Source organism: Thermostichus sp. MS-CIW-25 (genome assembly GCF_054060015.1).
The window spans coordinates 35,318-56,472 of the sequence record NZ_JBSSCS010000019.1 but is presented as its reverse complement, the minus strand read 5'-3'; the positions used below and the strand labels follow the sequence as shown (position 1 = coordinate 56,472).

23 protein-coding genes and 1 pseudogene are annotated in these 21,155 nt (G+C 58.4%); 15 read left to right on the top strand and 9 right to left on the bottom strand.

Annotated features, from left to right (window positions below):
* Positions 1-208 precede the first annotated feature (208 nt).
* A complete protein-coding gene (locus ACVWZ1_RS08500; RefSeq protein WP_414399535.1) occupies positions 209-436 on the bottom strand; it encodes a hypothetical protein in 228 nt (75 codons plus the stop codon).
* Positions 433-1,155, bottom strand: coding sequence for a ribonuclease III (rnc, locus tag ACVWZ1_RS08495; RefSeq protein ID WP_414399536.1), 723 nt, complete (start codon positions 1,153-1,155; stop codon positions 433-435). Before rnc ends, ACVWZ1_RS08500 begins: the two co-directional genes overlap by 4 nt.
* A gap of 153 nt (positions 1,156-1,308) precedes the next feature.
* Between rnc and ACVWZ1_RS08490 the strand changes: the two genes are divergently transcribed.
* The gene (locus tag ACVWZ1_RS08490; protein WP_011432395.1) at positions 1,309-1,641 is read left to right on the top strand and encodes a ribbon-helix-helix domain-containing protein; all 333 of its coding nucleotides are present in this window, start codon (positions 1,309-1,311) and stop codon (positions 1,639-1,641) included.
* Positions 1,642-1,704: 63 nt separating this feature from the next.
* Here the strand turns inward: ACVWZ1_RS08490 and ACVWZ1_RS08485 are convergent, their stop codons facing one another.
* The 5 genes from ACVWZ1_RS08485 to lpdA form a co-directional block, all read right to left on the bottom strand.
* Positions 1,705-1,980, bottom strand: coding sequence for a hypothetical protein (locus ACVWZ1_RS08485; RefSeq protein ID WP_011432394.1), 276 nt, complete (start codon positions 1,978-1,980; stop codon positions 1,705-1,707).
* A 100-nt stretch (positions 1,981-2,080) separates the two neighbouring features.
* Positions 2,081-3,154 carry an A/G-specific adenine glycosylase gene (gene mutY / locus ACVWZ1_RS08480; RefSeq protein WP_457503125.1) on the bottom strand — a complete coding sequence of 358 codons (1,074 nt, stop codon included), beginning with the start codon at positions 3,152-3,154 and terminating at the stop codon, positions 2,081-2,083.
* Positions 3,155-3,239: 85 nt separating this feature from the next.
* Positions 3,240-3,377, bottom strand: coding sequence for a hypothetical protein (locus ACVWZ1_RS08475; protein ID WP_011432392.1), 138 nt, complete (start codon positions 3,375-3,377; stop codon positions 3,240-3,242).
* A 233-nt stretch (positions 3,378-3,610) separates the two neighbouring features.
* Complete coding sequence (locus ACVWZ1_RS08470; RefSeq protein ID WP_457503119.1) at positions 3,611-4,906, bottom strand: class I SAM-dependent methyltransferase; 1,296 nt, start codon at positions 4,904-4,906, stop codon at positions 3,611-3,613.
* 81 nt (positions 4,907-4,987) lie between these two features.
* A complete protein-coding gene (lpdA, locus tag ACVWZ1_RS08465; RefSeq protein WP_457503118.1) occupies positions 4,988-6,370 on the bottom strand; it encodes a dihydrolipoyl dehydrogenase in 1,383 nt (460 codons plus the stop codon).
* Positions 6,371-6,495: 125 nt separating this feature from the next.
* Between lpdA and ACVWZ1_RS08460 the strand changes: the two genes are divergently transcribed.
* From ACVWZ1_RS08460 to ACVWZ1_RS08395, 14 genes and pseudogenes are all read left to right on the top strand, one after another.
* Complete coding sequence (locus ACVWZ1_RS08460) at positions 6,496-7,278, top strand: HAD family hydrolase (protein WP_457503117.1); 783 nt, start codon at positions 6,496-6,498, stop codon at positions 7,276-7,278.
* Positions 7,275-8,129 (top strand): M28 family peptidase, encoded by an 855-nt coding sequence (locus ACVWZ1_RS08455; protein ID WP_457503116.1) that lies wholly within the window; start codon positions 7,275-7,277, stop codon positions 8,127-8,129. The genes ACVWZ1_RS08460 and ACVWZ1_RS08455 overlap by 4 nt, the downstream gene beginning before the upstream one ends.
* Positions 8,130-8,388: 259 nt before the next feature.
* On the top strand, positions 8,389-9,150 hold the full coding sequence (locus tag ACVWZ1_RS08450; protein ID WP_457503115.1) for a ChaB family protein: 762 nt from the start codon (positions 8,389-8,391) through the stop codon (positions 9,148-9,150).
* Positions 9,151-9,305: 155 nt separating this feature from the next.
* Positions 9,306-10,241 (top strand): DnaJ C-terminal domain-containing protein, encoded by a 936-nt coding sequence (locus ACVWZ1_RS08445; protein WP_457503114.1) that lies wholly within the window; start codon positions 9,306-9,308, stop codon positions 10,239-10,241.
* Positions 10,238-10,519, top strand: a complete 282-nt coding sequence (locus ACVWZ1_RS08440; protein ID WP_011432385.1) for a chaperone modulator CbpM — start codon at positions 10,238-10,240, stop codon at positions 10,517-10,519. Before ACVWZ1_RS08445 ends, ACVWZ1_RS08440 begins: the two co-directional genes overlap by 4 nt.
* 43 nt (positions 10,520-10,562) lie before the next feature.
* The gene (locus ACVWZ1_RS08435; protein WP_457503122.1) at positions 10,563-11,312 is read left to right on the top strand and encodes a PRC-barrel domain-containing protein; all 750 of its coding nucleotides are present in this window, start codon (positions 10,563-10,565) and stop codon (positions 11,310-11,312) included.
* Positions 11,313-11,583: 271 nt separating this feature from the next.
* Positions 11,584-12,009 carry a 50S ribosomal protein L21 gene (gene rplU / locus ACVWZ1_RS08430; RefSeq protein ID WP_414398774.1) on the top strand — a complete coding sequence of 142 codons (426 nt, stop codon included), beginning with the start codon at positions 11,584-11,586 and terminating at the stop codon, positions 12,007-12,009.
* A gap of 76 nt (positions 12,010-12,085) precedes the next feature.
* Positions 12,086-12,355, top strand: a complete 270-nt coding sequence (gene rpmA / locus ACVWZ1_RS08425; protein ID WP_011432382.1) for a 50S ribosomal protein L27 — start codon at positions 12,086-12,088, stop codon at positions 12,353-12,355.
* Between the two features lie 86 nt (positions 12,356-12,441).
* Positions 12,442-12,625: pseudogene (locus ACVWZ1_RS08420) on the top strand (hypothetical protein); the annotation flags it as partial.
* Between the two features lie 235 nt (positions 12,626-12,860).
* A complete protein-coding gene (locus ACVWZ1_RS08415) occupies positions 12,861-14,363 on the top strand; it encodes a cellulose synthase (RefSeq protein WP_457503113.1) in 1,503 nt (500 codons plus the stop codon).
* Positions 14,364-14,875: 512 nt separating this feature from the next.
* Positions 14,876-16,687, top strand: a complete 1,812-nt coding sequence (locus tag ACVWZ1_RS08410) for an MBL fold metallo-hydrolase (RefSeq protein WP_457466392.1) — start codon at positions 14,876-14,878, stop codon at positions 16,685-16,687.
* Between the two features lie 54 nt (positions 16,688-16,741).
* The gene (locus ACVWZ1_RS08405) at positions 16,742-17,497 is read left to right on the top strand and encodes an ABC transporter ATP-binding protein (RefSeq protein WP_011432379.1); all 756 of its coding nucleotides are present in this window, start codon (positions 16,742-16,744) and stop codon (positions 17,495-17,497) included.
* Between the two features lie 202 nt (positions 17,498-17,699).
* Complete coding sequence (locus tag ACVWZ1_RS08400; protein WP_457503112.1) at positions 17,700-18,275, top strand: TIGR04376 family protein; 576 nt, start codon at positions 17,700-17,702, stop codon at positions 18,273-18,275.
* Positions 18,276-18,466: 191 nt separating this feature from the next.
* Positions 18,467-18,763 (top strand): PipX family protein, encoded by a 297-nt coding sequence (locus ACVWZ1_RS08395; RefSeq protein WP_457503111.1) that lies wholly within the window; start codon positions 18,467-18,469, stop codon positions 18,761-18,763.
* Positions 18,764-18,781: 18 nt separating this feature from the next.
* On the opposite strand, the gene ACVWZ1_RS08390 is transcribed toward ACVWZ1_RS08395, so the two are convergent.
* Together ACVWZ1_RS08390 and pheS are read right to left on the bottom strand one after the other, a co-directional pair.
* On the bottom strand, positions 18,782-19,975 hold the full coding sequence (locus ACVWZ1_RS08390) for an RNA-guided endonuclease InsQ/TnpB family protein (protein ID WP_457503110.1): 1,194 nt from the start codon (positions 19,973-19,975) through the stop codon (positions 18,782-18,784).
* 144 nt (positions 19,976-20,119) lie between these two features.
* Positions 20,120-21,121 carry a phenylalanine--tRNA ligase subunit alpha gene (gene pheS / locus ACVWZ1_RS08385; RefSeq protein ID WP_457402369.1) on the bottom strand — a complete coding sequence of 334 codons (1,002 nt, stop codon included), beginning with the start codon at positions 21,119-21,121 and terminating at the stop codon, positions 20,120-20,122.
* Positions 21,122-21,155 lie beyond the last annotated feature (34 nt).

Sequence of the window (21,155 nt, the reverse complement as noted above, 5' to 3'; positions counted from 1 at the left end):
GGTTTTACATATCTGGCCATACCAAGCAGCCATACTGAACATACTGTACATTATTTTCAGTATAGTCCAGCGTATCATTGACTAGAGTCATGCTCTCGCCTGCGGATCCCGTAGCCGGAAGAAGTCCTTATTAGCAAGCTTCTCATCTGATTCGCCTCTCTCCGCTCTCGGAGAAGGGCTATTGTGGTTGCTGGATAAGGGGCGCATCTCAGCGGTGACGGGCATCGAGGATGAACAGAGCACTGCCTACGACGAACAGGAGGCTGGCTCCTATCCCCAGCAGGGTTTGGACAACCTTGAGATTGAGAAAGGCTGGAGCTGCGGGATCCCACAGAGAGGGGTCACTGCCCAAGGTCATCACCTCGCTCACCGCAAACAGGCCACTCCCCAGCAAAAACAACCAACTGGCCAACTCGTAGCGGTGGCTGCCTCTCATGTCTGCTCCGACTGCAAGTGTTTGTAGGCTTGGGCAGCGGCGGCCATTTCCGCAGCCTTTTTTGAGCGACCTTCACCGCGACCCCAGCACCGTCCTTGCCCCCAGACTTCCATGGTGAAATGGGGGGGATGTTCCTGGGCGGCCACCAGGCGGTATTCCGGCAGGCTGCCCCAAAGGCGTTGGGTGAGTTCTTGCAGGGCTGCTTTGGGGTTGCGCCGAGTGGGGTCTTGAAACCACTGCTCCACTCGCCGGTGTAGATAGGGATCCAGCCAGGGATGCAGCCTGGGCAGCGTGTAAATACCCCAACTGAGATAAAAAGCCCCAAGCAGAGCCTCGAAAGCATCCGCCAGCCGCCGACCCCGTCCGGCCAAGTCGTTTTGAGAGCTGGATCCCACCTCGAGGTAGCGATCCAAGCCGTGCAGATCCGCCAGTTCTGCCAGGTAAGCATCGCTGGTCAGGTCGGAGCGAATCGCGGTCAGCTCTCCCACCGACAGATGGGGATAGGACTGAAACAAGAATTCTGTGACCAAAATTCGCAGGACAGAATCCCCCAACAACTCCAGCCGATCGTTGTTCCGTCGGCCATCCAGAGAAGGGTGAATCAGAGCCTGATCCAGCAGATCCCAACGCAGTTGTTCCAGCAAAGCCGGATCCCTGAATCCAAGGCGGGCCAGCAAATGCTCCAAGGCACGGCGACGGGGCGGGATCAACTCAACCATACACTCAGGTGCTGACGTTGCCTTAGCGGTCAGAACTGCACAGCTTGCAACCATTTTGACCTGAGCCATCTCACCCAGGCCGGGATCCCCGCTCAGGCGGTAAGCCAGCTATGCTACAGGAGTAGTATAGGCTTTTCGAGGGAGGATCCCTGCATGCCCATTCGCGCCAATTCCCCCATTCCCACGACCCAGATGGAAGTGACCAGCATTCGGCTGGAACGTGAGCTGAAGCAGCGACTGAAGGCGTTGGCCGGAAATCAGGGTTACCAGGCCCTCATACGGGAAATTCTTTGGAGTTATGTCCTGCGTCACTCTCAAGGGGCTGCCACCCTCAGTCCTGAGGATATTCGGGCCAGCTTCCCGGCCACGGCCCACCAAGCCCAATGCTGTGCTCTCACCGGACGGGCCATTCAACCGCAGGAGCCAATGTTGCTGGGGTGGACCACCGATGGAAAGTTCGTCGCCCTTAGCTCCTCCTGCTTTTAATCTTTGTTTTGGGGTCTCTCTCCAGTTTGCGAAGGGATCCAACCGGCACGAGTGCCCATCCGTTTAGATGCCACGAAGTTCTCGATATTTTCTGGCCCGTTCCTCGGCTGGATCGGGGGCTTGAGCTTTGGCAACTGCCTCCTCCAGTTGGGCCATCACCGTCTCTGCCGGTTCAGCGGAGCGGACGACGTAAAACATTAGGTTAATGGCTTCGTTGGCCGTCAGTTTGAGGGTTTCTTTTCCCTTGGGCACCAGCGCGATCTTGCCATCTGTGGTTGTGATGGCTGTGTGGGATCCCTTAGCCAGAATCTCCCCAGCTTTTTCCAGAGTGACAAGCATATCCGTAGCTCACGGCAGCAGGACATCTACTATCCTATCGAATGTCTTGGGGCAAACGTTCCAGAAGGGTCTAAGCCATTTGGCGGACTGGGTGGGTTCATCATGGGTTGCCATGCTCTGCCAGCCAAGCATACAAGTGGGGAAACAACTTTTGATTGGCCCCTGGGAAGGGAAATTCCGACAGCTCCGCCGGGCTAACCCAGCGCACCTCACTACATTGCAGGGCTTGGGCTTCTCCGCCCAGGTAGCGGCAGATAAAAGCAATAAGAGTAACGGTGAAATGGGTGTAGGCATGTTCGATGGTGGCCAGCGGTGCGACCACCTCGATGTCGATGCCGATTTCTTCCTTCACCTCCCGCACTACACACTCAGCAGCCGTTTCTCCCGGCTCGATTTTGCCTCCGGGAAACTCCCACAGCCCGCTGAGCATTGAGCTTTCCAGTCGTCGATCGATAAGGATTTCTTTCCCCCGCAGAACAATGGCAACTGCGATTTGCTTGTGAGGACGGGAGGCACGGGGTGCAGACATAGGCAATTGTTGGTGTTGACCTCGATTGTAGGCGCTGCAATCCGCTTGCCAAGGGCACCGGCCACAGTGAGGCTTTTTGGGACGACAGACGGTAGCCCCCAAATCCATCAGGGCTTGGTTAAAAGCCCGCGGCTGCACGGGATCCAACAATTGCTCGGAAAGCTGCCACAACAGGGGCAGACACTGGGACGGAGGCTGCTGCAAAGCCACCAAGCGAGCCAGCACCCGCTTGACGTTGCCATCCAAAATGGGCAAAGGCTGATCGAAGGCAGCGCTGAGAATGCCGCCAGCCGTGGTGCGCCCGATCCCCGGCAGAGCCAACACCTGCTCCAGATCCCTGGGGAACTCGCCGTTTCGCTCCCGCATCAAAATTTGGGCAGCTTTGTGCAAGTTCAGGGCCCGCCGATAGTAGCCCAGGCCCTCCCACAGTTTCAGCACCTGCTGCTGGGGGGCTGCCGCCAGTGCTGGGATCCCGGGCAGGGTCTGCATCCAGCGCTGAAAGTAGGGAATGACCGTTGCCACCTGGGTCTGCTGTAACATCACTTCCGAAACCCAAATGGCGTAGGGATCCCGGGTGCGGCGCCAGGGCAGATCCCGCCCGTGTTCACGGTACCAACGCTGAAGAGACTGCCGCAAGCGTTGCAAGAAAGCCTCGTCCCACTCCCCTCCTTTGCTCGGAAGGCTGGCAATGTAGGAAAAACTGACCTCGGCTTCTGATATGGGCTGAGACTCAAGCTGCGTAAGCAAAGTGCAAAGCCCACCAGATCAGGGCCGAAACCACACCGGCCACAATTCCTGCCGAGATCAAAACGACAATTGGGCTATCTGCCCCCTTGAACTTCATAATGCCGCGATTGTAGTCAGCCATCCTTGCCTCCTACCAGCTCTGGCGTTGGGGTTGTCAGGGATGTTGATCGGGATCCAGATCTGCCAGCTCTATTCACAGGGAAAGCTGTGGCGAAGATGTCCCAGTAGAGGTGCTCCGCACCGCCGGCGCAAACATGCCTGGGGAGAAGCACCGTCCTCGGTCATGCATGATACAACCTTAGCATGGAACAGACTTTGACCCTGGTGATTTGGACTGTTTGGAATAACCAGAAGCTAGGCAACCCGCAGGACTAACCGGTCTGCTTCCCACTGTCGAAATAGGTTGAGAAGGTGGTCGGCTCTCTCTTCATGGGCAGCCAGGATCTCAGCGCCAGAACGGGCTTGATTGGCCAAGGGCAGCAGCAGCTCCACCACTTGGTAGCGGGTAGAGGCCATCATCTTGCCAGGGATCCGGGCGATAGGCCAGAAAATATCCATCTTCTGGGTCAGGATCTGGGCTGGATCCAGCTTGCCCAACAGATCTGAAAAGGGGATTTTTTGATCCCAGTAGCGCACGCTGCCATAGCGGACGAACAAGGGGTTGAGTTGCCAGCGGGATCCCTTAAAAAATTCGACTGTAAAGGGATCCCAAGTTGTTATCTTTTGACCTTGATGGCAGCACCAAAAGAGATTTTGCGTGTGATATAGGGGCTCCAGATACTCCATGACCCGCAGTTGGTCGATGCGAGCAAGGGCCTCGTAGCGGCGATGGAACTCCGGGTGGGTGGCGGCAATCAACGGCCTGGCGTTCCAATAGTCCAAGTAGGGGGCTACATCGATAAACTCCAGCCCGGCTTGGGCAAGCAAGTCGGCAATCTCGCCGATGTCGAAAGGAATATCATTGGCATGGAAGAAATTATCGACAATGTTTTCATCTTGTCCATAGTATTCTTGGTGAGCCTTGGCGTGCTTGGCCAAAAGGGAATTGGGGCTGGCTCCCTTCAGCAGTTGCCGCACAAATTCGATCTTTTCTGGGGTTGCAGGTGGGGTGATGCCCAACAACTCCAAGGCTCGCCGAATGCGGTACAGATGCCAACGGCCTGAACGGTTGTAGAGCATCAGCGCCATCACCCCATCGGGAGCCAACCGCGATGCCAGATTGCTCAAAGCCTTCACCGGATCTGCAGTGTGGTGGATTACCCCGTAGGAGCTAATCATGTCAAAGCTGCCCTCTGGCCAGGTAGAGGGATCCATTAGATCCCCGTACTGCACAGAGCAGTTGCGTAGGCCGTGGTGCTTAATTCGCTTCTGGGCAATCTCTAGGGCCGGGCGGCTGATGTCGATCCCGACCACCGACCCATAGCCGGGGTTGCTGGCGGCAATGCCATGCACCTCCCAGCCGGTGCCACACCCGGCCACCAAAAACCTGGCTCCTGCGGGCTCTTGCAGCCTACGGGTGCGGGCGTACTGCGCCAAGGTGTAGCTGCCCAGACTGGAGAAGCCCTCAAAGGGTCGGTCGTAAGGAATAGGGGGATAGGGGAAAGTCTCGTACTGGGCCTGCACCGCCCCGGTAATCTCGGCTTCGCTCACCAAAAGCACTTCCTCCCACGTATTCCCCCCCATCCTACGGTTTTCTTGAGGTTTTGAGCGGGGAGATCTTCCCAACCGTTGCTAAGCCCCTGCCAGAGCGTGAGTTGCCCGCTTGTAGGCTTCCTCCAGCGTCTCTGCCAAGGTGGGGTGAACGTGCACCAAGCCGGCCAGTTCTCGCACCGTGGCCCGGCGAGCAATGGCCTGAGCCGCCTCGTGGATCAAATCCGCTGCATGTGCCCCCAAGATGTGGGATCCCAGCAGTAGGCCGGTGCTCTTGTCAAAGACCAGCTTGACCATGCCCTCTGTCTCTCCCGAAGCAATGGCCTTGGAGTTGCCGCCAAAGTAGGTGCGCACCGTGCCCACGCTGTAGCCTTCCTCCTTGGCCTGAGGTTCGGTCAGCCCCACAAAACCCATTTCCGGGTGGGTGAACACCGCGGCCGGGATGCTGAGGTAGTCCATGTAGGCAGTACGGCCACAGATGTTTTCCACGGCCACTCTCCCCTGGGCTGCCGCTGCGTGGGCCAACATCATCTTGCCGGTCACATCCCCAATGGCCCAGAGGTGAGGCAAATCGGTGGCCATGCGGCTATCGACGGGGATGAACCCCCGTTTGCCGGTGTCGATGCCCAACTCGGCCAAGCCCAGCCCCTCTGAGACCGGGATCCGACCGGCAGCCACCAAGCAGCCATTCACCTGCAGCGTCTCGCCGTTGGAGAGGTGAATCGTTACTGGCTGGCCAGGGATCACCTGCTTGGCCGTGATCCCCACGTAGGTCTGGATTTGCCTGGGCTTAATCAGCACCCGCTGGGCCAGGCGGGCAATATCGGGGTCAAAGGCCGGCATCAGGGTCTCCAGGGCTTCGATGAGGATGACCTGGGATCCCAAGGCAGTGTAGATGTCGGCAAACTCCTGGCCGATGTAGCCGCTGCCGATAATGGCCAGCCGCTCCGGGATCCACTCCAGCCGCACCGCCTCGTCGCTGGTGAACACCGTCCGGCCATCCACCTCGATGCCAGGGGGCACAAAGGGGCGGGAGCCCGTAGCAAGAATAACATCCTGCGCCGTGTAGGTGTGGGATCCCTTCTCTTCCTGGACTTCCACCTGCTGGGGTGCCACCAACTTGCCCCGCCCTCTCAGGATTGTTACCCCCAGCTTCTCCAGCGAGCGGGTCATGTCGGCGCGGATTTTCTCCACCACCTGGGCGGCATGATTGGCAATAGCCTCTCGGTTCACCTGAAGGGATCCCACTTGGATGCCCAGCCCAGAGCTGTGTTGCAGTTCCCGCAGGCGTCCGGAGGCGGCCAGCAGAGCCTTGGAGGGGATGCAGCCGCGGTTGATGCAGGTGCCGCCCATTTCTGCACCTTCAACGATGGCGGTCTTCAGGCCAGATTCGACCGCATGTAAAGCAGCGCCGTGACCGCCGACGCCGGCACCGATGATGATCAAGTCAAAATCGAAGCTCATGGCGAGATTGGATAACCGGTGCTTCATTCTCTCATCTTGTCGGCCTTCCCAGAAACCAGGCTGAGAGCACCCAAACCATGGGGTAGCATAGGGTCGCTTGTAGCTGGGGGGGAGCGGGGGTACGCATGGAACTGCAAGCTTTGATCTTCGATGTGGACGGCACGCTGGCGGACACGGAGCGGGATGGTCATCGCGTGGCCTTTAACGCTGCCTTTGCCGAGGCAGGGCTGGACTGGCACTGGTCGGTGGAGCTCTACGGCCAACTCCTGGCCATTACGGGGGGCAAAGAGCGCATTCGCCATTTCGTTGCAACCTGCCAGCCGCCGCTACCCCCTGGTGAAGATTTAAATGCCCTCATTGCCCGGCTGCACCAGGCCAAAACCCGCCACTACACTGCCCTATTGGCCCAAGGGGGGATCCCACTCCGCCCAGGGGTGAAGCGCCTCCTGCAGGAGGCCAGAGCTGCTGGGATCCGTCTAGCCATTGCCACCACCACCACGCCGGAAAACGTGACGGCCCTTTTGGAGCACGCGCTGCCGGAGAGCCTGAGCTGGTTTGAAGTGATCGCTGCCGGCGATATTGTCCCCGCCAAAAAGCCCGCCCCCGACATCTACTTCTACACCCTGGAACAGATGGGGCTGCCCCCCCAGGCCTGCCTGGCCTTTGAAGACTCGGAGAATGGGCTGCGCTCGGCCCAGCAGGCCGGTATTCCCACTGTGGTGACGGTAAACGACTATACCCGGGATCAGGATTTTTCCGGGGCAGCTTTGGTGTTGGATCACCTGGGGGAGCCTGAGGATCCGTTTCGGGTGTTGGCGGGAACGGTGGGATCCCACCGCTACTTCACCCTGGAGTTGGCCCGACAGATCCATGCTCAAGTTGCCCGGTCTGGAGTGGGAAGCTCATGATGGCGTCAGATCTCCAAGACCTGCGGCAGCGCCTAGAGGCTCATCTGCAGCAAGTGGCCCAGCCCCGGGATCCCGACTGGTCGCCCTTGGGCCATCAACAGGTGGAGCGCTACATCCAAGAGCAGCTTTCTATGTGGGGATCCCTGGAGTCCTTCCCCTTTGAGGCCGGTGGCCGCCTGCACCGCAACTGGATCTTGAAATTGCCGGGATCCCGTTCTGGCCGCCAACCCATCCTCATCGGAGCCCACTTTGACGCTGCCCCGGCAACCCCTGGAGCAGACGACAACGCCAGCGGCATAGCGGTGTTGCTGGAATTGGCCCGCCATTTTGCCGCCAACCCTGCCCCTTCCCCCCTGTGGCTGGTGGCTTTTGACCTGGAGGAGCGGGGGATGGTGGGCAGTGGGGCTTACGCCCAGTTTCTTCAACGTCAGAGGCAATCCCTACGGCTGATGCTGTCTTTGGAAATGCTGGGCTACCGGGATCCCACCCCCGGATCCCAACGCTACCCCGCTGGCCTTGAGAAGCTCTACCCCAACCGGGGAGATTACATCGGTCTCATCGGCAACTGGCCCACCTGGGGGGATCTGCTCAAGCTGCAGCGTGATTTTCAAAAAGCGGGGATCCCTTGTTGCTGGCTGCTGGCCGGGCAGCGGGGCCTAATCCTGCCTGCCACTCGCCTGAGCGACCACTCCCCCTTTTGGGATGCGGGCTACGCCGCCGTTATGGTTACCGACACCGCTTTCTTGCGCAACCCCCACTACCACAAGCTGAGCGATACCTTGGAAACCCTAGATCCAGATTTCCTGACGGGGGTCTGCCAGGGCTTGATGGCCGGGATCCGCTCGCTGTAGCTCTTCCAAACACCACAGTCGTTCCGGCAGCAAGTAGCATGCGTTAAGTCCTAACTCCCCTCTCTCTGGAAGGAGGCTGGGGGTAAGGGTAGAGTTGGCATCCTCAGTACGGAGATTTCTCCAGGGGGTTCGCGATTCTGCGACCGAGTCCTTTGCTGAAGAGGGGAGACAATAGACGAGAGTAGTAAGACGAGAGTAGTAGCAGGGAAAAGGTTAAAAAACCTGCCTTGGCACTGTAAAACTCAGCAGGAGATTGCGTATGAGCGCTTTTGCCCAAGCTCCCAAAAAGTGTGTTTCCGCCGCTTTCAAAGAAGAGGTCAAGCTGCAAGAGTGTATCCAGCGGCTTTTGAACCGTGGCATTCCCAACGATCGCATCTCCATTATTGGCCGCAACTTTCAAACCGAAGCCAAAATTACCGGGTTTATCACCCGCAAAGAGGTGGTTCTGGACGGTCTGACCAATGGGGCCATCTATGGATCCCTGTTCGGATCCCTGCTGGGGCTGCTCACTGGCGTGGGGGTGCTGTTCATTCCCTTTTTGGGGGCAGTGGTGGCCGCTGGGCCTCTGGGAGCCGCTTTGTTGGGGGCAACGGGCGGCGCTTTGTACGGAGCACTGGGAGCGGGCCTGGGATCCGCCCTGATTGCCTTGGGTATGCCGCAGGAGAAAGCCGCCATCTACCAAACCCGGGTACAGGCGGGCGAGTTCTTGTTGGTGGTGCAAGTACCGGAAGAGAAGTCGGGCGAAATTTACTTGCTGCTGCAGAGTGCTGGCGGAGAGGAAGTTTCCATTGCCGACTTGAACTTGCCCGGTGAGCCAGAGGGAGACTTAACCCCAGAGAGCATCTCGCCGGAAATCCGCGCTGACCTCTCGGAAGAAGCGCAGCAAACCTTTGTGGAAGCCTACAACCAAGCCAAACAAGAGAGCAATAACTCCACCCATGCACTCCTCAAAGCTTGGGAAAAGGTCAAGCAAATTTTCACACGAGATGAGAAAGGGATCTTCTCCAAACGCAAGCCCTAGCCCAAAAAGTTTCCGAAGTAGCGAGAGCACAGTAAAGCGCCATCTCGCCGCTCTGCCTGTACGCGTTCTGGGTCTGCTCCAATTTTTTTTAGCTGCAACCTTATATCCTGAGAATAGCCCGAAAAACTCTAACCTAACCTTGCAGGGGTGAGCCTATGGCTGCGAGTGACTTCAAGGATTATTACAAGATCCTGGGCGTCAGCAGAGATGCCTCTGCCGAGGAAATCAAGCGCGTCTATCGCAAGCTGGCCCGCCAGTATCACCCCGATGTCAACCCCGGCAACAAGGCGGCAGAGGAGCGCTTCAAGGAGATCAACGAAGCCTACGAGGTGCTCTCAGATCCGGAAAAGCGGCGGCGCTACGACCAGTTTGGGCAGTACTGGCAGCGGGTGGGTGCCGGCTCTGCGGCTGGAATGCCCGGCATGGAGGGCTTCGCCCAGTACACCAGCTTCGAGGAGTTTATCAACGAGCTGTTGGGCCGTATGGGATCCCGCCGCAGCGGGTTCCAGGGCTTCGCCGGCGGCTTTGGGCCGTTTGTTTCGGTGGATTTGCCGGGGCAGGATGTGGAGGGCACTCTGGGTCTCAGCTGGGCAGAAGCTTTCCACGGCACCCAGAAACGGCTGAACCTAGATGGAGAAACGCTAACTATCCGCATTCCCCCCGGCGCTAAGCCGGGCAGTCGCATCCGCGTCAAGGGCAAAGGCCAGGTCAGCCCCTTTGGCGGGCCAAGAGGGGATCTCTACCTCACTTTGGAGCTGCCCCCCCATCCCTTCTTCCGCTTTGACGGAGACAACCTGCTCTGCGAGCTGCCCATTACTCCTGACGAGGCGGCTTTGGGAGGGACGGCGGAAGTTCCCACCCCTACGGGTCGCGTGCAACTGAAGATCCCTGCCGGGGTAGACAGCGGCCAAACCCTGCGGCTGCGGGGCCAAGGCTGGCGGGATCCCCAAGGCCAGCGGAGCGACCTGCTGGTGCGGCTGAAGGTGGTGGCACCCAAATCCCTTTCCCAGACCGAGCGGGATCTCTACGAAAAGCTGCGCCAAAGCCGTAGCTGGGATCCCCGCGCCCACTTGCAGGAGGTGAGTCTATGAGTTTGGCCATTGTGCGGGTAGAAGAACGGCTCTATACCTTCGAGCAGGCCACGGAACTGCTGGGGATCCCTCCCCACCTGCTGGAATGGCTGCTGGCCCAAGGCTTAGTGGAGGCCGAGAGCAGCTACCTGACCCCCCAACAGCTCAGGCGGTTGTTGCAAATGAGCCGCCTACACCGAGACTTGGGGCTTAACTGGACGGGGGCAGCGATGGTCTTGGACATGGCTCAGGAAATTGCCCGGCTCAGGGGGCAACTGCGCCACTACCGCGGATTTTGAGGCTGCCCAGCTAACCCATCAAGGAGATAACTCGATGAACCCTATGGAACAGATCATCCGACGTAGCCAGGTGGTGGGCCTGCTGGCCCTCGATAGCAGCACTGCTACCGCCTTGGGCACTGTAGAAGAAGTCTGGGTTGACCCAACAGGGCGGGTATGCTACTTCACCAGCCAGCAGGGGTACACCCCCCTGGAGCAGATTTCTCTCATCGGGCCAGACGCGCTGCTGACCTACTCCACCGTTTTTGCTACCCCCCTAACCCCCATTAGCTCTCTTTACCGTCGCACAGTGCGCATTGGGAATCGAGAGGTCGGCTGGATTGAGGATTTTCTCTTTGACTGGGAGACTGGAGCGATTGCCGCCTACATTCTGGGTGGCAGCATTGCCGAGCCTTGGGGGGGGCGCGCCGTTCTCCTGCCTGAGGACGTGGAAGCCATTGATGTGGACGCGGTGGTGGTTAAGGAGGATGCTCCGCAGCGGCTGAAATCGGAAGCAGAAGGCTTAAAGAACTTTTGGAGCGAAAAATCTCGGCAGGTGAAACAGCTTATCCAGCGCATGGGGGATCGCCTCAAGGCGTTGGTTGGCCCCCAGGATCCGCCGGAGGTGGTGCGCGTTAAGGTGAAGCAGGTGCGGGACGAGCTGGCCAAAGGGGGCAAGTTCGATCTCTCCCTACTGGACGAGGCGGCAGAGTTTCTGCAACACAAGTGGGAAACCTGGCAACACCGCCTCAGCCGCGCCGCTCAGCGCATGCAGGCTGCCCTTCAGGCTGCTTGGGAGAAGCTGACCGAATAATTTTTCAACCTCTAGCCTACGGTCGCTACAGATGCTGCGAAGTTGATTCTTAACTCCCCTCTCCCTCTAAGGGGGCTGGGGGTGAGGGTCAGCAGCAGGGGGATTCCGTCCCACTGCGCCGTCGGAACTGTTGCAAACCCGTTGGAAATGGCCACCCTCGCCCAACTCTAGCTGACAGATGGCGGCCTTTTCCGCTAGAATCTGGGAGCGCTGTCAATGCTCGGATCAGGTTTCAAGACCCCCGCAGGGCACCTGTACGGCAGGGAGAAAGATGACTTACGCAATTGTGGAAACCGGCGGTAAGCAGCTTTGGGTGGAGCCGGGGCGTTTTTACGAGGTCGATCGCCTGGCGGAAGTGGAGGAGAACAGCCCCTTCGATTTGTCTCGTGTGCTGTTGATCAACCACGAGGGACAAATCACGTTGGGGCATCCCTACGTTTCGGAGGCGGTCGTCAGGGCACGGGTTTTACAGCATCGGCGCGGCGATAAAATCATCGTCTACAAGATGAGGCCAAAGAAAAAGACCCGCAAAAAGAGGGGTCATCGGCAACCGCTGACCCGTCTGCTGATCGAGTCTATTGAACTCAATGGGGTGCCCCTAGCCACGGCACCATCCCGTACGGAAGCGGCTCCAGAGTCTAACCCAGAGGCAGCCCCTTCGGCAGCGGCGACAGGGATCCCTGTGGATGAGGAATAAACTCTGAACTCAGGTGTCCTGAATCCCGATTTTTTTATCTCGTTTCTGTTGATCACGCAGTTGCATAGGAGGCGTTATGGCTCATAAGAAGGGAACGGGCAGCACTCGCAACGGTCGAGATTCCAATGCCAAGCGGCTGGGGGTGAAGCGCTATGGGGGCGAGCTGGTGCATCCCGGCCACATTCTGGTCAGGCAGCGGGGCACCAAGTTTCACCCAGGGGTGAACGTGCGCATCGGCGGCGACGACACCTTGTATTCTGTGGTCACCGGCATTGTGACTTTTGAGCGCTATGGCAAGTGGCGGCAAAAGGTGAGTGTCTACCCAGCTGAGGTGGCTGCCCAGTAGGGAAAGGCCCAGCTTTGAAACTGCCTGGGAGAGCATGACTCTAGTCAATAATAAGCTCAACTATACTGAAGATAATGTATAATATGTTCAGTACGGATTACTACCAGTTGATCTTTCTGTTTACTTTCGAGTCTGCCAACATGGTAGCCAAAGCAAAGCAGAAAATTGGTAGTAAGACGACACGGAAACTGCGCTTTGGGTATTCTACTCAAAGCTTTGCGGGATACCGCCATTCTGGTTGGAAACAAACAGAATGCTATCGCTGCATAGTTGAACAGTGATGTTCAGCAGTGCTCAGCGTAAATGTATCAGTTTCTTCCGCAAGAGAAGATTCTCGCTTCTGTCGACCAAGCTGCTTGCCGGGCTGAAAACTGTCTGCTCCAGAGCAGACAGGGTTTTGCTGTTGCTGATTCCTGAACTTTTTTCGTTCTTGAGGATTGGGGCCAGCCGGAAGAGAAGAGGAGCTAGGGATCCCTGACCCTTCGAGGGCGAAAATGGCAAAAGCGTGGAAGGCAGAAAGCTGATGCGGGTGTATTTGTTTCGCTGGGCAGGGTTGCTTCACCTCATTGCCGGGGTGATGTACCTCTACTGGCGACTGACAGCCGGGCTGATGGATTTGGGATCCCTTTTGTTTTGGGGGGCAGAGCTGTATGTTTGGCTGGCGGCGGTGGGCTTTACCCTCAGCCGCTATCCCCAAGTGCCGAGAGAGACGATCCCATCCCCAGAGGTCCTGCGGCGGTCGTTTTTCCAATTGCCGCGGGTGGATGTACTGGTGCTGCGCCAGTGGGATTCTCTGGAGGCAACCCGGCAAACAGTGCTCTCGGCTCTGCACCTCGACTACCCGTGGGAGCGGTTGTTTGTCCACATTGTGGATCGGGTAGAAGATGAGGAGATGGCCAAGGCGGCCCGGGCCATTCCCTGCGAATACTGGGCCTGCCCTAGCCCCACAGCCGACCCCCTGGCTTACGCGATGGGATCCCCTCATATCCAAGGGGAGTATCTCCTCCTAGTACAGCCGGGCCATTTTCTCGAGCGGGACTTCCTGTGGCAGACCTTGCCCCACTTTTACGACTCGCCGGAGCGGGCTCCAATTGTCAACCGAACTGGCTTTGTGCAGGCAATGCTGCGCACCCTAGGCCAGCCCAGAGCCGTTCACCCACTGCAGCAGCTCTTGGCGGTGGGATCCCAGGGCTACCAGGCGGCACCCCTGTTGGGTTCTGGCTGTCTCATCCGGCGCAAGGCTTTGGAAGGGATCCCGCGGATCGACATTCGTCGCCCTGTGCAGTTGGGGTGTCAGATGCACTGCCGCGGCTGGCAGTCTCAATTGGTTCGCCAAACCCAGGTTACGGGTGTTTTGTTGCCCTTGCGCAACCGCCGCGTTGCTTTGCTGGCTTTGTTTTCGGCCTTGAGGGAAAATCCCTTCTGGGGCAAGCCGACCACACAGCAGCAGCGCTTTCAATACCTGTGGCTGGCCCTCTGGGCTGCCGGTGGGATGGCGGAGCTGGTCTACTTGGCGGTGCCGATGGTCTTTCTCTGCACGGGGTGGATGCCAGTGCCGGCCTTTGACCGGGTCTTCTTCGCGTGGTTTTTGCCTTATGCTCTCCTAGGGCGCATCAGTTGGCTCTTGGCCTTTCCCCCGCATTTGTGGGGGGCAGCTTGGCAGTCGGAACGGCAGACGGGCAGCCAGTTTTTTCAGTCCATCCAGGCGCTGGTGCAAAGTCTGCAGGGAGTGCCCCCCTATCCCGAGCAGCCTTCCCAGCTCTCCTTGGGGCCTCAGGCTCTGGCTATTGTGCTGACTTTTCTGGCTATGGGGGTGGGATCCCTGCGTTCTGCCGGCAGTTGGGATCCCTCTTGGCCTGAGCTGCTGTTTGGCTTGGTCTGGGCCTTCTACAACCTGATGATCCTGACGGTGCGCCCCGACGATCACGATTTTGCCGGCCTTGCCCTGCTCAACAACCGCACCGCCGAGTGGGCAGAGGAGAATTACGGTCATCTGGATTCAAACTAAGGCACTGCGCTCACACCTGAAACATGGGTCGCGTCTTCGCGTCAGCGTTGCGGAGCAATAACGTTGCGGAGCAATAATGCACCGGGTCAGAAGGTTTTTCTCAGTAGTCCGGGTGTCTCACCCCAGACTGAAGCGACTGTAAGGGCTTCGCACCGCTGGCACGAGCGGAGATTCTTAGGGGTGCAGAGCCAAGACAGCCCGCGTCCAAACTGACGATCTGCTCCTGAGCTGGCAACCCTCTCCGGAACCTGGCTGTTGGGATTCTATCTCTCTGCTATGTGGAAAGGGTTGGATGGCAAAAGCTATGCTGGAATCTAGATTGGTATCTTAGCTTGACCTAGAATCGGGACTCATTAGGACTGTAGAGACCCAGAACATAAAACGACGCCGAGTTGATTTGCTAGAAAAGAGAGTGCGTTAGTAAGCGCTGGGGGGAGTCCCTGTCTGAGTTCCCAACCGTTTTTTCAGGCTTTAAGTGGTCTTGTAGGCTTGTAGGTAAAAACGACGCAACTGTGGAGTCAGAGAGACCGCCCCTGCGACTGCTACCCCTGGGTACGGATCCCCGTCAACAGGGCTGTGCCTATTGGGTGGAGATCGGATGCCACCGCTTGCTTCTCGATTGTGGGTTGCCCGCTCCTGCTCTCTTTAAGGCTCTGCCAGGGATCCCGGATGCGGTGATCTGCAGCCATGCCCATTTCGACCATGTGCAGGGGCTGCCTGCCTTTCATCGCCGTTATCCTCAGGTACCTCTCTACGCCACGCCGGTGACCGCCCATTTGGCCGCTGGTCTGTGGGAGCGCGGTATTTGGCCGGGCTACGACCGGGACATTCGCTTTCCCCCCTTTCGGGCGCTGCCTTTGGGCCGGGCGCGAGAGATTTTGCCCCATCTGATGCTCACTTTCTTTGCGGCTGGGCATCTGCCAGGGGCGGCGGCGACCCTGCTGCAAAATACCCAAACCTCTCCGGCCCAAACCTGTGTGTACACGGGCGACTGTTCGCTGGCCTCAACTCGCTTTGCCCCCGGCTTGGATCTCGCCGCTTTGCGTCACTGGCAGCCGGATGTGCTGCTTATGGAAGCCTCGCTGGGATCCACCCGTCATCCGGCCCGTCGTCACCTGGAAAATCGCCTGGTGGAGCGGTTGCTCAGCGCCCTGGAAGCGGGGCAAACGGTGCTGTTTCCCCTGCCGGTGCTGGGGTTGGGGCAGGAGCTGATCTTTCTCCTCAAAGCCCACCATCGCTTTACCCAGTCTCCCCAAGCGCTGTCTGCGAAAGCGTCGCGCGGCGATAAGGTGTGGGTGGCGCCAGGGTTGGCGGCAGGCTGCGATCTCTATGAGCGTTTGCTTCCCTACCTGCCGGAGGCGGTGCGCAATTTCGCCACCTATCAGCCTTTGTTCTGGGAAGACCGCCTACACCCCCAGGTGCAGCCCCTTACCGAGGCGGATCCTCTGCCCCAAGGCTTGCTGCTGTGCGATGCCGATGCTGGGCCTGAGGCTTGGGATCCCATCTGGTCGAGATTGCTGGCCCAACCGCAGCGCTCCTGTCTGCTGGTGCGGCTGCCAGAGGTGGAACTGGCTACCCCGTTTGAGCGTTGGCCGGCGCCGCTGCGCTCCCGCATTGCCGTTGAATGGATAACCTGGCACAGCCACAACGATGTCGGGCATCTCACCCAGATCATCCACACCTTTCGCCCCCAGCATTTGGTCTTGGTTCACGCCGACCCCAAGCAGGCTCAGGATCTGGCGGATCTGCCGGAGCTGTGCAATCGCTACCATGTCCACTGCCCTCAGCCTGGGCATTGGCTGGAGTTGCCCGATGGGCACCTACAAACCCCAGTTAGGCTCGCGGAGCTGAAGGCCGGTTCCCCCGCCGAGATCAGGGATCCCCCTTTGCGCTATGAGGGGGAGGTGGAAGAAGTTTGGCAGGAGCAGGGGTCGCCGCGGACTTTGGCGGGGGTACAGGTGCGTCTGCCGCCCCAGATCACCCAGGATCCCCGTTGGCCGGCCTGGGCCGATACCGGCTTAGTGGAAGCCCGCTGGCAGGGATCCGAACTGGTGCTGCGCGGCCTTTCTCCACGGGAGCTGATCCGCCCGGCAGAGGCTGCTCCCTCTCCAGCAGGGATCGTGCCGCGTCCAAAACAGCCTTCTGTATCCAGTCATCACGGTGGCAAAAAGTGCCAAAATTGTCGCTTTGCCCGCCAGATCTTGACTTCCCAAGCCCAAGCCTTTCGCTGCGATCAGGAACGCTCTCCCCTCTACCGCCTCAGGGTGGATCCCCAGGGGAGCTGCCCCTACCATCAGCCGCAGGAGATCCGCTCTTCCGGTTAGCCGTCAAGCCAGGGAAGCCCAAAGGCTAGAATGGGGCAAGTCGCGGTGCCAACCATGCTTGAGCAAGATTCCTGGGCAAATCATCGCCGTGGGCCGGTCGGATCCCTGGAGCGCCCAGCCGAGGCCTTGGCTGCGGCCAGCCCGCCCGTAGTGCAGATGGTTGGGGTGAACAAAGTCTATCCACTGCCGGAGGGCAGTTTTCAGGCCCTCTACGATATCGACTTGGCGATCCAGCCGGGAGAGTATTGCGCCATTATGGGGCCCTCTGGATCCGGCAAATCCACCCTGATGAACCTCATCGGCTGCTTGGATCGGCCCAGCTCAGGGCGCTACTGGCTGGATGGGGTGGAAGTTTCCACCCTGACCGATCGCGATTTGGCCCACATTCGCAACCAAAAAATCGGCTTTGTCTTCCAGCAGTTCCATCTCCTGCCCGTCCTGACAGCGCTGGAGAACGTCATGCTGCCCTTGGCCTATGCTGGGATCCCGGAGCCGGAGCAACGCCGGCGGGCCAAGCAAGCCCTAGAACAAGTGGGCTTGGGGAGCAAACTGCAGCAGCGTCCGGCCCAACTCTCCGGCGGCCAGCAGCAGCGGGTGGCGATTGCTCGTGCCATTGTCAACCGACCCCAACTGTTGCTGGCTGATGAGCCGACTGGGGCTCTGGATAGCCATACCGGCCAGGAAGTGCTGAACCTTTTTGCAGAGCTCCACCGGCAGGGCATCACCCTGGTCGTGGTCACCCATGACCTTGAAGTAGCCCAGGCCGCCCAGCGCATTATCCGGGTTGGGGATGGCCGTTTGCTGGATTGAGAAAGACAGGGATCCGCCTGGGGGCAGTTGGGTTCAGGAGAGTTCCCAGTTGCGGTGAACTGGCGTGCCGGATGGATCCCTGGCCTCACTTTGGGTGAAGGTCGAAGGGAATGTCTTAAACGGGCATGGGATAACCCTATCTAGGATGGCCCAGCTTGGGCTACTCTAAACGCAACTGAGGGCTTGGGAAGAGGATCCGTCCATGAAACTGATCGAAGATATCATCCGGTTTTTGGAAACCCGCCTGGAAGAATTTCTCAGGGCCCACCCTGAGATCGAGCTGCAAGCCCTCGATGAGCAGTTGCGCCAGCAGGAATCGGATACCCTGCGGCTGTTGCAGGAAAGCCGCGCCCAAGAGGAAGCTCTCCAAAAAAGCATTCTCAACTTGGCTGAGGAGATTAAAACCTGGCACTTTCGCATTGAGAAGGCGCAGCGGGCCAATCGCCCCGATCTGGCCGAAGGAGCGCGACGCCGGGAAGCTGAGCTGTTGGAGAGGGGCAGCCAGCTATGGGGTCAAATGAAAGCCCAAAAGGAGAAAATCCAACAAATGGAAGCCCTGCTGCCGCAGATTCGCCAGCGCCGCCAAGAGGTGAAGACCAAGCTGCAGGAGGTAAGAGCCGCGCAAGCCAAAGGCATCGACAACCCGGACCGGAATTTCAGCCCTTGGGGAAAACCTTTCGAGGCTTGGGATGAATTGGAAGAGCAATTTCGTCAGCTAGAGGTGGAAAACGAATTGAATGACACGAAGAGGAAGGTGCGGGAACAGCAGCGGCGGTAACAGCCTGACCCAAAATCTTGTTAGTTTGCTAATGTTGAATCCAGTCGCAACAGCCAAAATCGAGCTGGGCGGAACTTGTGATTTAAGCCCTTGGTCTCAAGAGCCATAGCCACATCATTTCCAGAACTTTCTCTGGCACCGACCGGGAAGAAAAGTCTCTCCTCTCCCCCAAGAGTGATACGCTATTGGGCATGAATGAGTTGTATCTGAATCACCCCACATTTGGTCTGCTCTACAGCCTGTGTCAGGTCGACGAAAATCAGGCTCTCTTCACGACCCTTTACGCCCAAAGGCTCTTTTTTCGGGTTTACTTCAGGCCGCCGGATAACAACGGGGATCCTGCTGCCATGGAGGAGTTGGTCTTCGATCCGATTAGCCGTAATGAGGCTCGCCAGCTCATCGAAGAGCAAATGCGCCTGCTGCGCCGTGCTGCCCGCCAAGATGAGCTAGAACAATTGCAGTTGATCTACAAGCAAACCTTTTCGTAAACTACCCGACTCCGACCGCTAAGCGGTACGGAGCGGGCTTTCAGCAGCCCTGAGCCTGCTTTGCTCTACCAGAGAACAAAACAGTCCCGAACCTCTAGGCTGGTTTACGACAGCCCCCAAGAGCGCAATCACATTCGCACCATTCAAATCCGCATCCCCTTCCCATCCACAGTGTCCACACTTGAACGACTTACCACTGCGATAGGATTGCGCAGGATCGGGATGGATATGCAAACACTTGTGGCAGGTCTGCGACGTGTAGGCGGGCGGCACAAGAATCAGAGAAACCCCTGCAACCCTCGCCTTGTATTCCAGAAACTGACGTAGTTGGTAGAACGCCCAACTGTTGGTCCTACGCCGTTCGGCTTTGCTGCGTGGCTGTTGATTGACCCTTTCCCGGATCCCTGTCAAGTCTTCCAGAGCAATAGCGCTGTTGGTAGCTTTTGCCCTAGAGACAATAGCTTTGGAGATGCGATGATTGACCCACGCCTGAAAGCGTCTCTCCTTGCCAGACAGCCGTTGCAACAGTTCTCTGCATCTGCGCCGCGAACTGCGTGTGCCCTTACTGGCTTTGCGTTGGAGTGCCGCCCTCAGCTTGGAGTAGTGGTCGCGGACTCTGTTCAACTGCTGTCCATTCCAATTGTCCCCGTCTGACGTATGGGCAATATCTGTCCTTCCAAAGTCCACCCCGATCACCTTGTCGGTATCTTGTTGCTTGGGTGGCTTTTTCTCTACGCAAATCTGGATGTAGTAGGAGCCATCTTTGCGCTTGACCAGGGTGGCAGATTTGGGGTTGGAACCAGCCAGCATCCCACGCTGGTAGTTGCCAATGGCTAGCTCAAAGCGTTCTCTCCCTTCCACCGTGGTCAGCGACACCGTCCAGTCTTTTTGACGGAACGAAAAGATGCGAGCGTCGTAGGTAACAAAGCCGCTCTTAAACTCCTTGACGGGACGCTTTTTCTGCTTAGCCACTTTGCGGGAACCCGCTACCCGTCTGCACACCTGTTGAGCCAAGTTACTGGACAAGCCAAACCGGGCTCGAATCTCGTAGTAGCAAAGGGATTGCAGCTTGACCGCGTTGACGATCTTCTCCGGCGTGTTCTGGTTGACCCAGTTCAACGCCTGCACAAAGGCATCCATTGTCGCATCCAACTTTGCGGCTTGTGACGGAGACACCTTGAGCTTGCAGGAGACGGTCAGAACTTGGGTCATGGTTCTATTGTAACCTCGCATTCCTCCCGGCACTGACCCTACGGGTACAGTGCGGGGCTCCTGCGATTTCTAGCTGAAAGAGGGTTTTCTGAAGGTCTTGCAGGGCTCAGGACGAGGGTTTTGTTCCTCAGATAAGATAGCCACCTAAAACTGAGACAGAAAGCGCAGGTCGCTGGTATAAAACAGGCGGATATCCTGAATGCCGTGGAGGAGCATGGCCATCCGCTCAATGCCGATCCCTGCCGCAAATCCGGTGTAGCGCTCCGGGTCGTAGCCCACCGCTTGAAATACATTGGGATCCACCATGCCGCAGCCGAAGATTTCCAGCCATTTCGAGCCAAAGCGCACGTCCATCTCAGCAGAAGGCTCGGTAAAGGGAAAATAGCTGGGCCGAAAGCGGGTTTCTCGCTTGCCCAATAGGCGGGTGATGAACGTGTTGAGGGTGCCCTTCAGGTCGGAAAAGGTGAGGTTCTCGCCCACCGCCAAAATTTCCATCTGGTGAAACACAGCGGAGTGGGTGGCATCCACGGTATCGCGGCGCATCACCCGACCGGCATGCACAATGCGCAGCGGCGGCTGGTGTTGCTCCATGTAGCGCACCTGCACCGAGGAGGTTTGGGTACGCATCAGGTAGCCATTGGCCAGGTAGAGGGTATCCTGCATATCCCGCGCCGGATGGTCGGCAGGGGTGTTGAGGGCCTCGAAGTTGTAGTACTCCGTCTCGAGCTCAGGCCCATGCACCACGGTGTAGCCCATTCCCACAAAGATATCGAGCATGCGGTCGATGGTGGCCTGCAGCGGATGGATCCGCCCCAGAGGCCGACGGGGCCCGGGCATAGTGACATCCAGGCGCTCTGCTTCTAGGCGGGCCAGCAGTTGAGCTTCACCAAGGGCCTGTTTGCGCTGCTCCAGACTGGATTGGAGGGCCTCTTTAAAGGTGTTGGCCAAAGCGCCAATGGCAGGCCGTTCTTCTGGGGGCAACTTCCCCATCCCCCCCAAGATTTTGGAGAGCTTGCCTTTCTTACCCAGGTAGTCGATGCGGATCTGCTCCAAAGCATCCAGATCGGCAGCTTGTTCCACTTGGGCGAGGGCCTCGCTTTGCAGGGTGAGAAGCTGTTGGCAAAGCGTGTCTTTTTCGTCTTGCATGGGGCCGATTCCAAGGGCAGAAGGGATCCCTGGG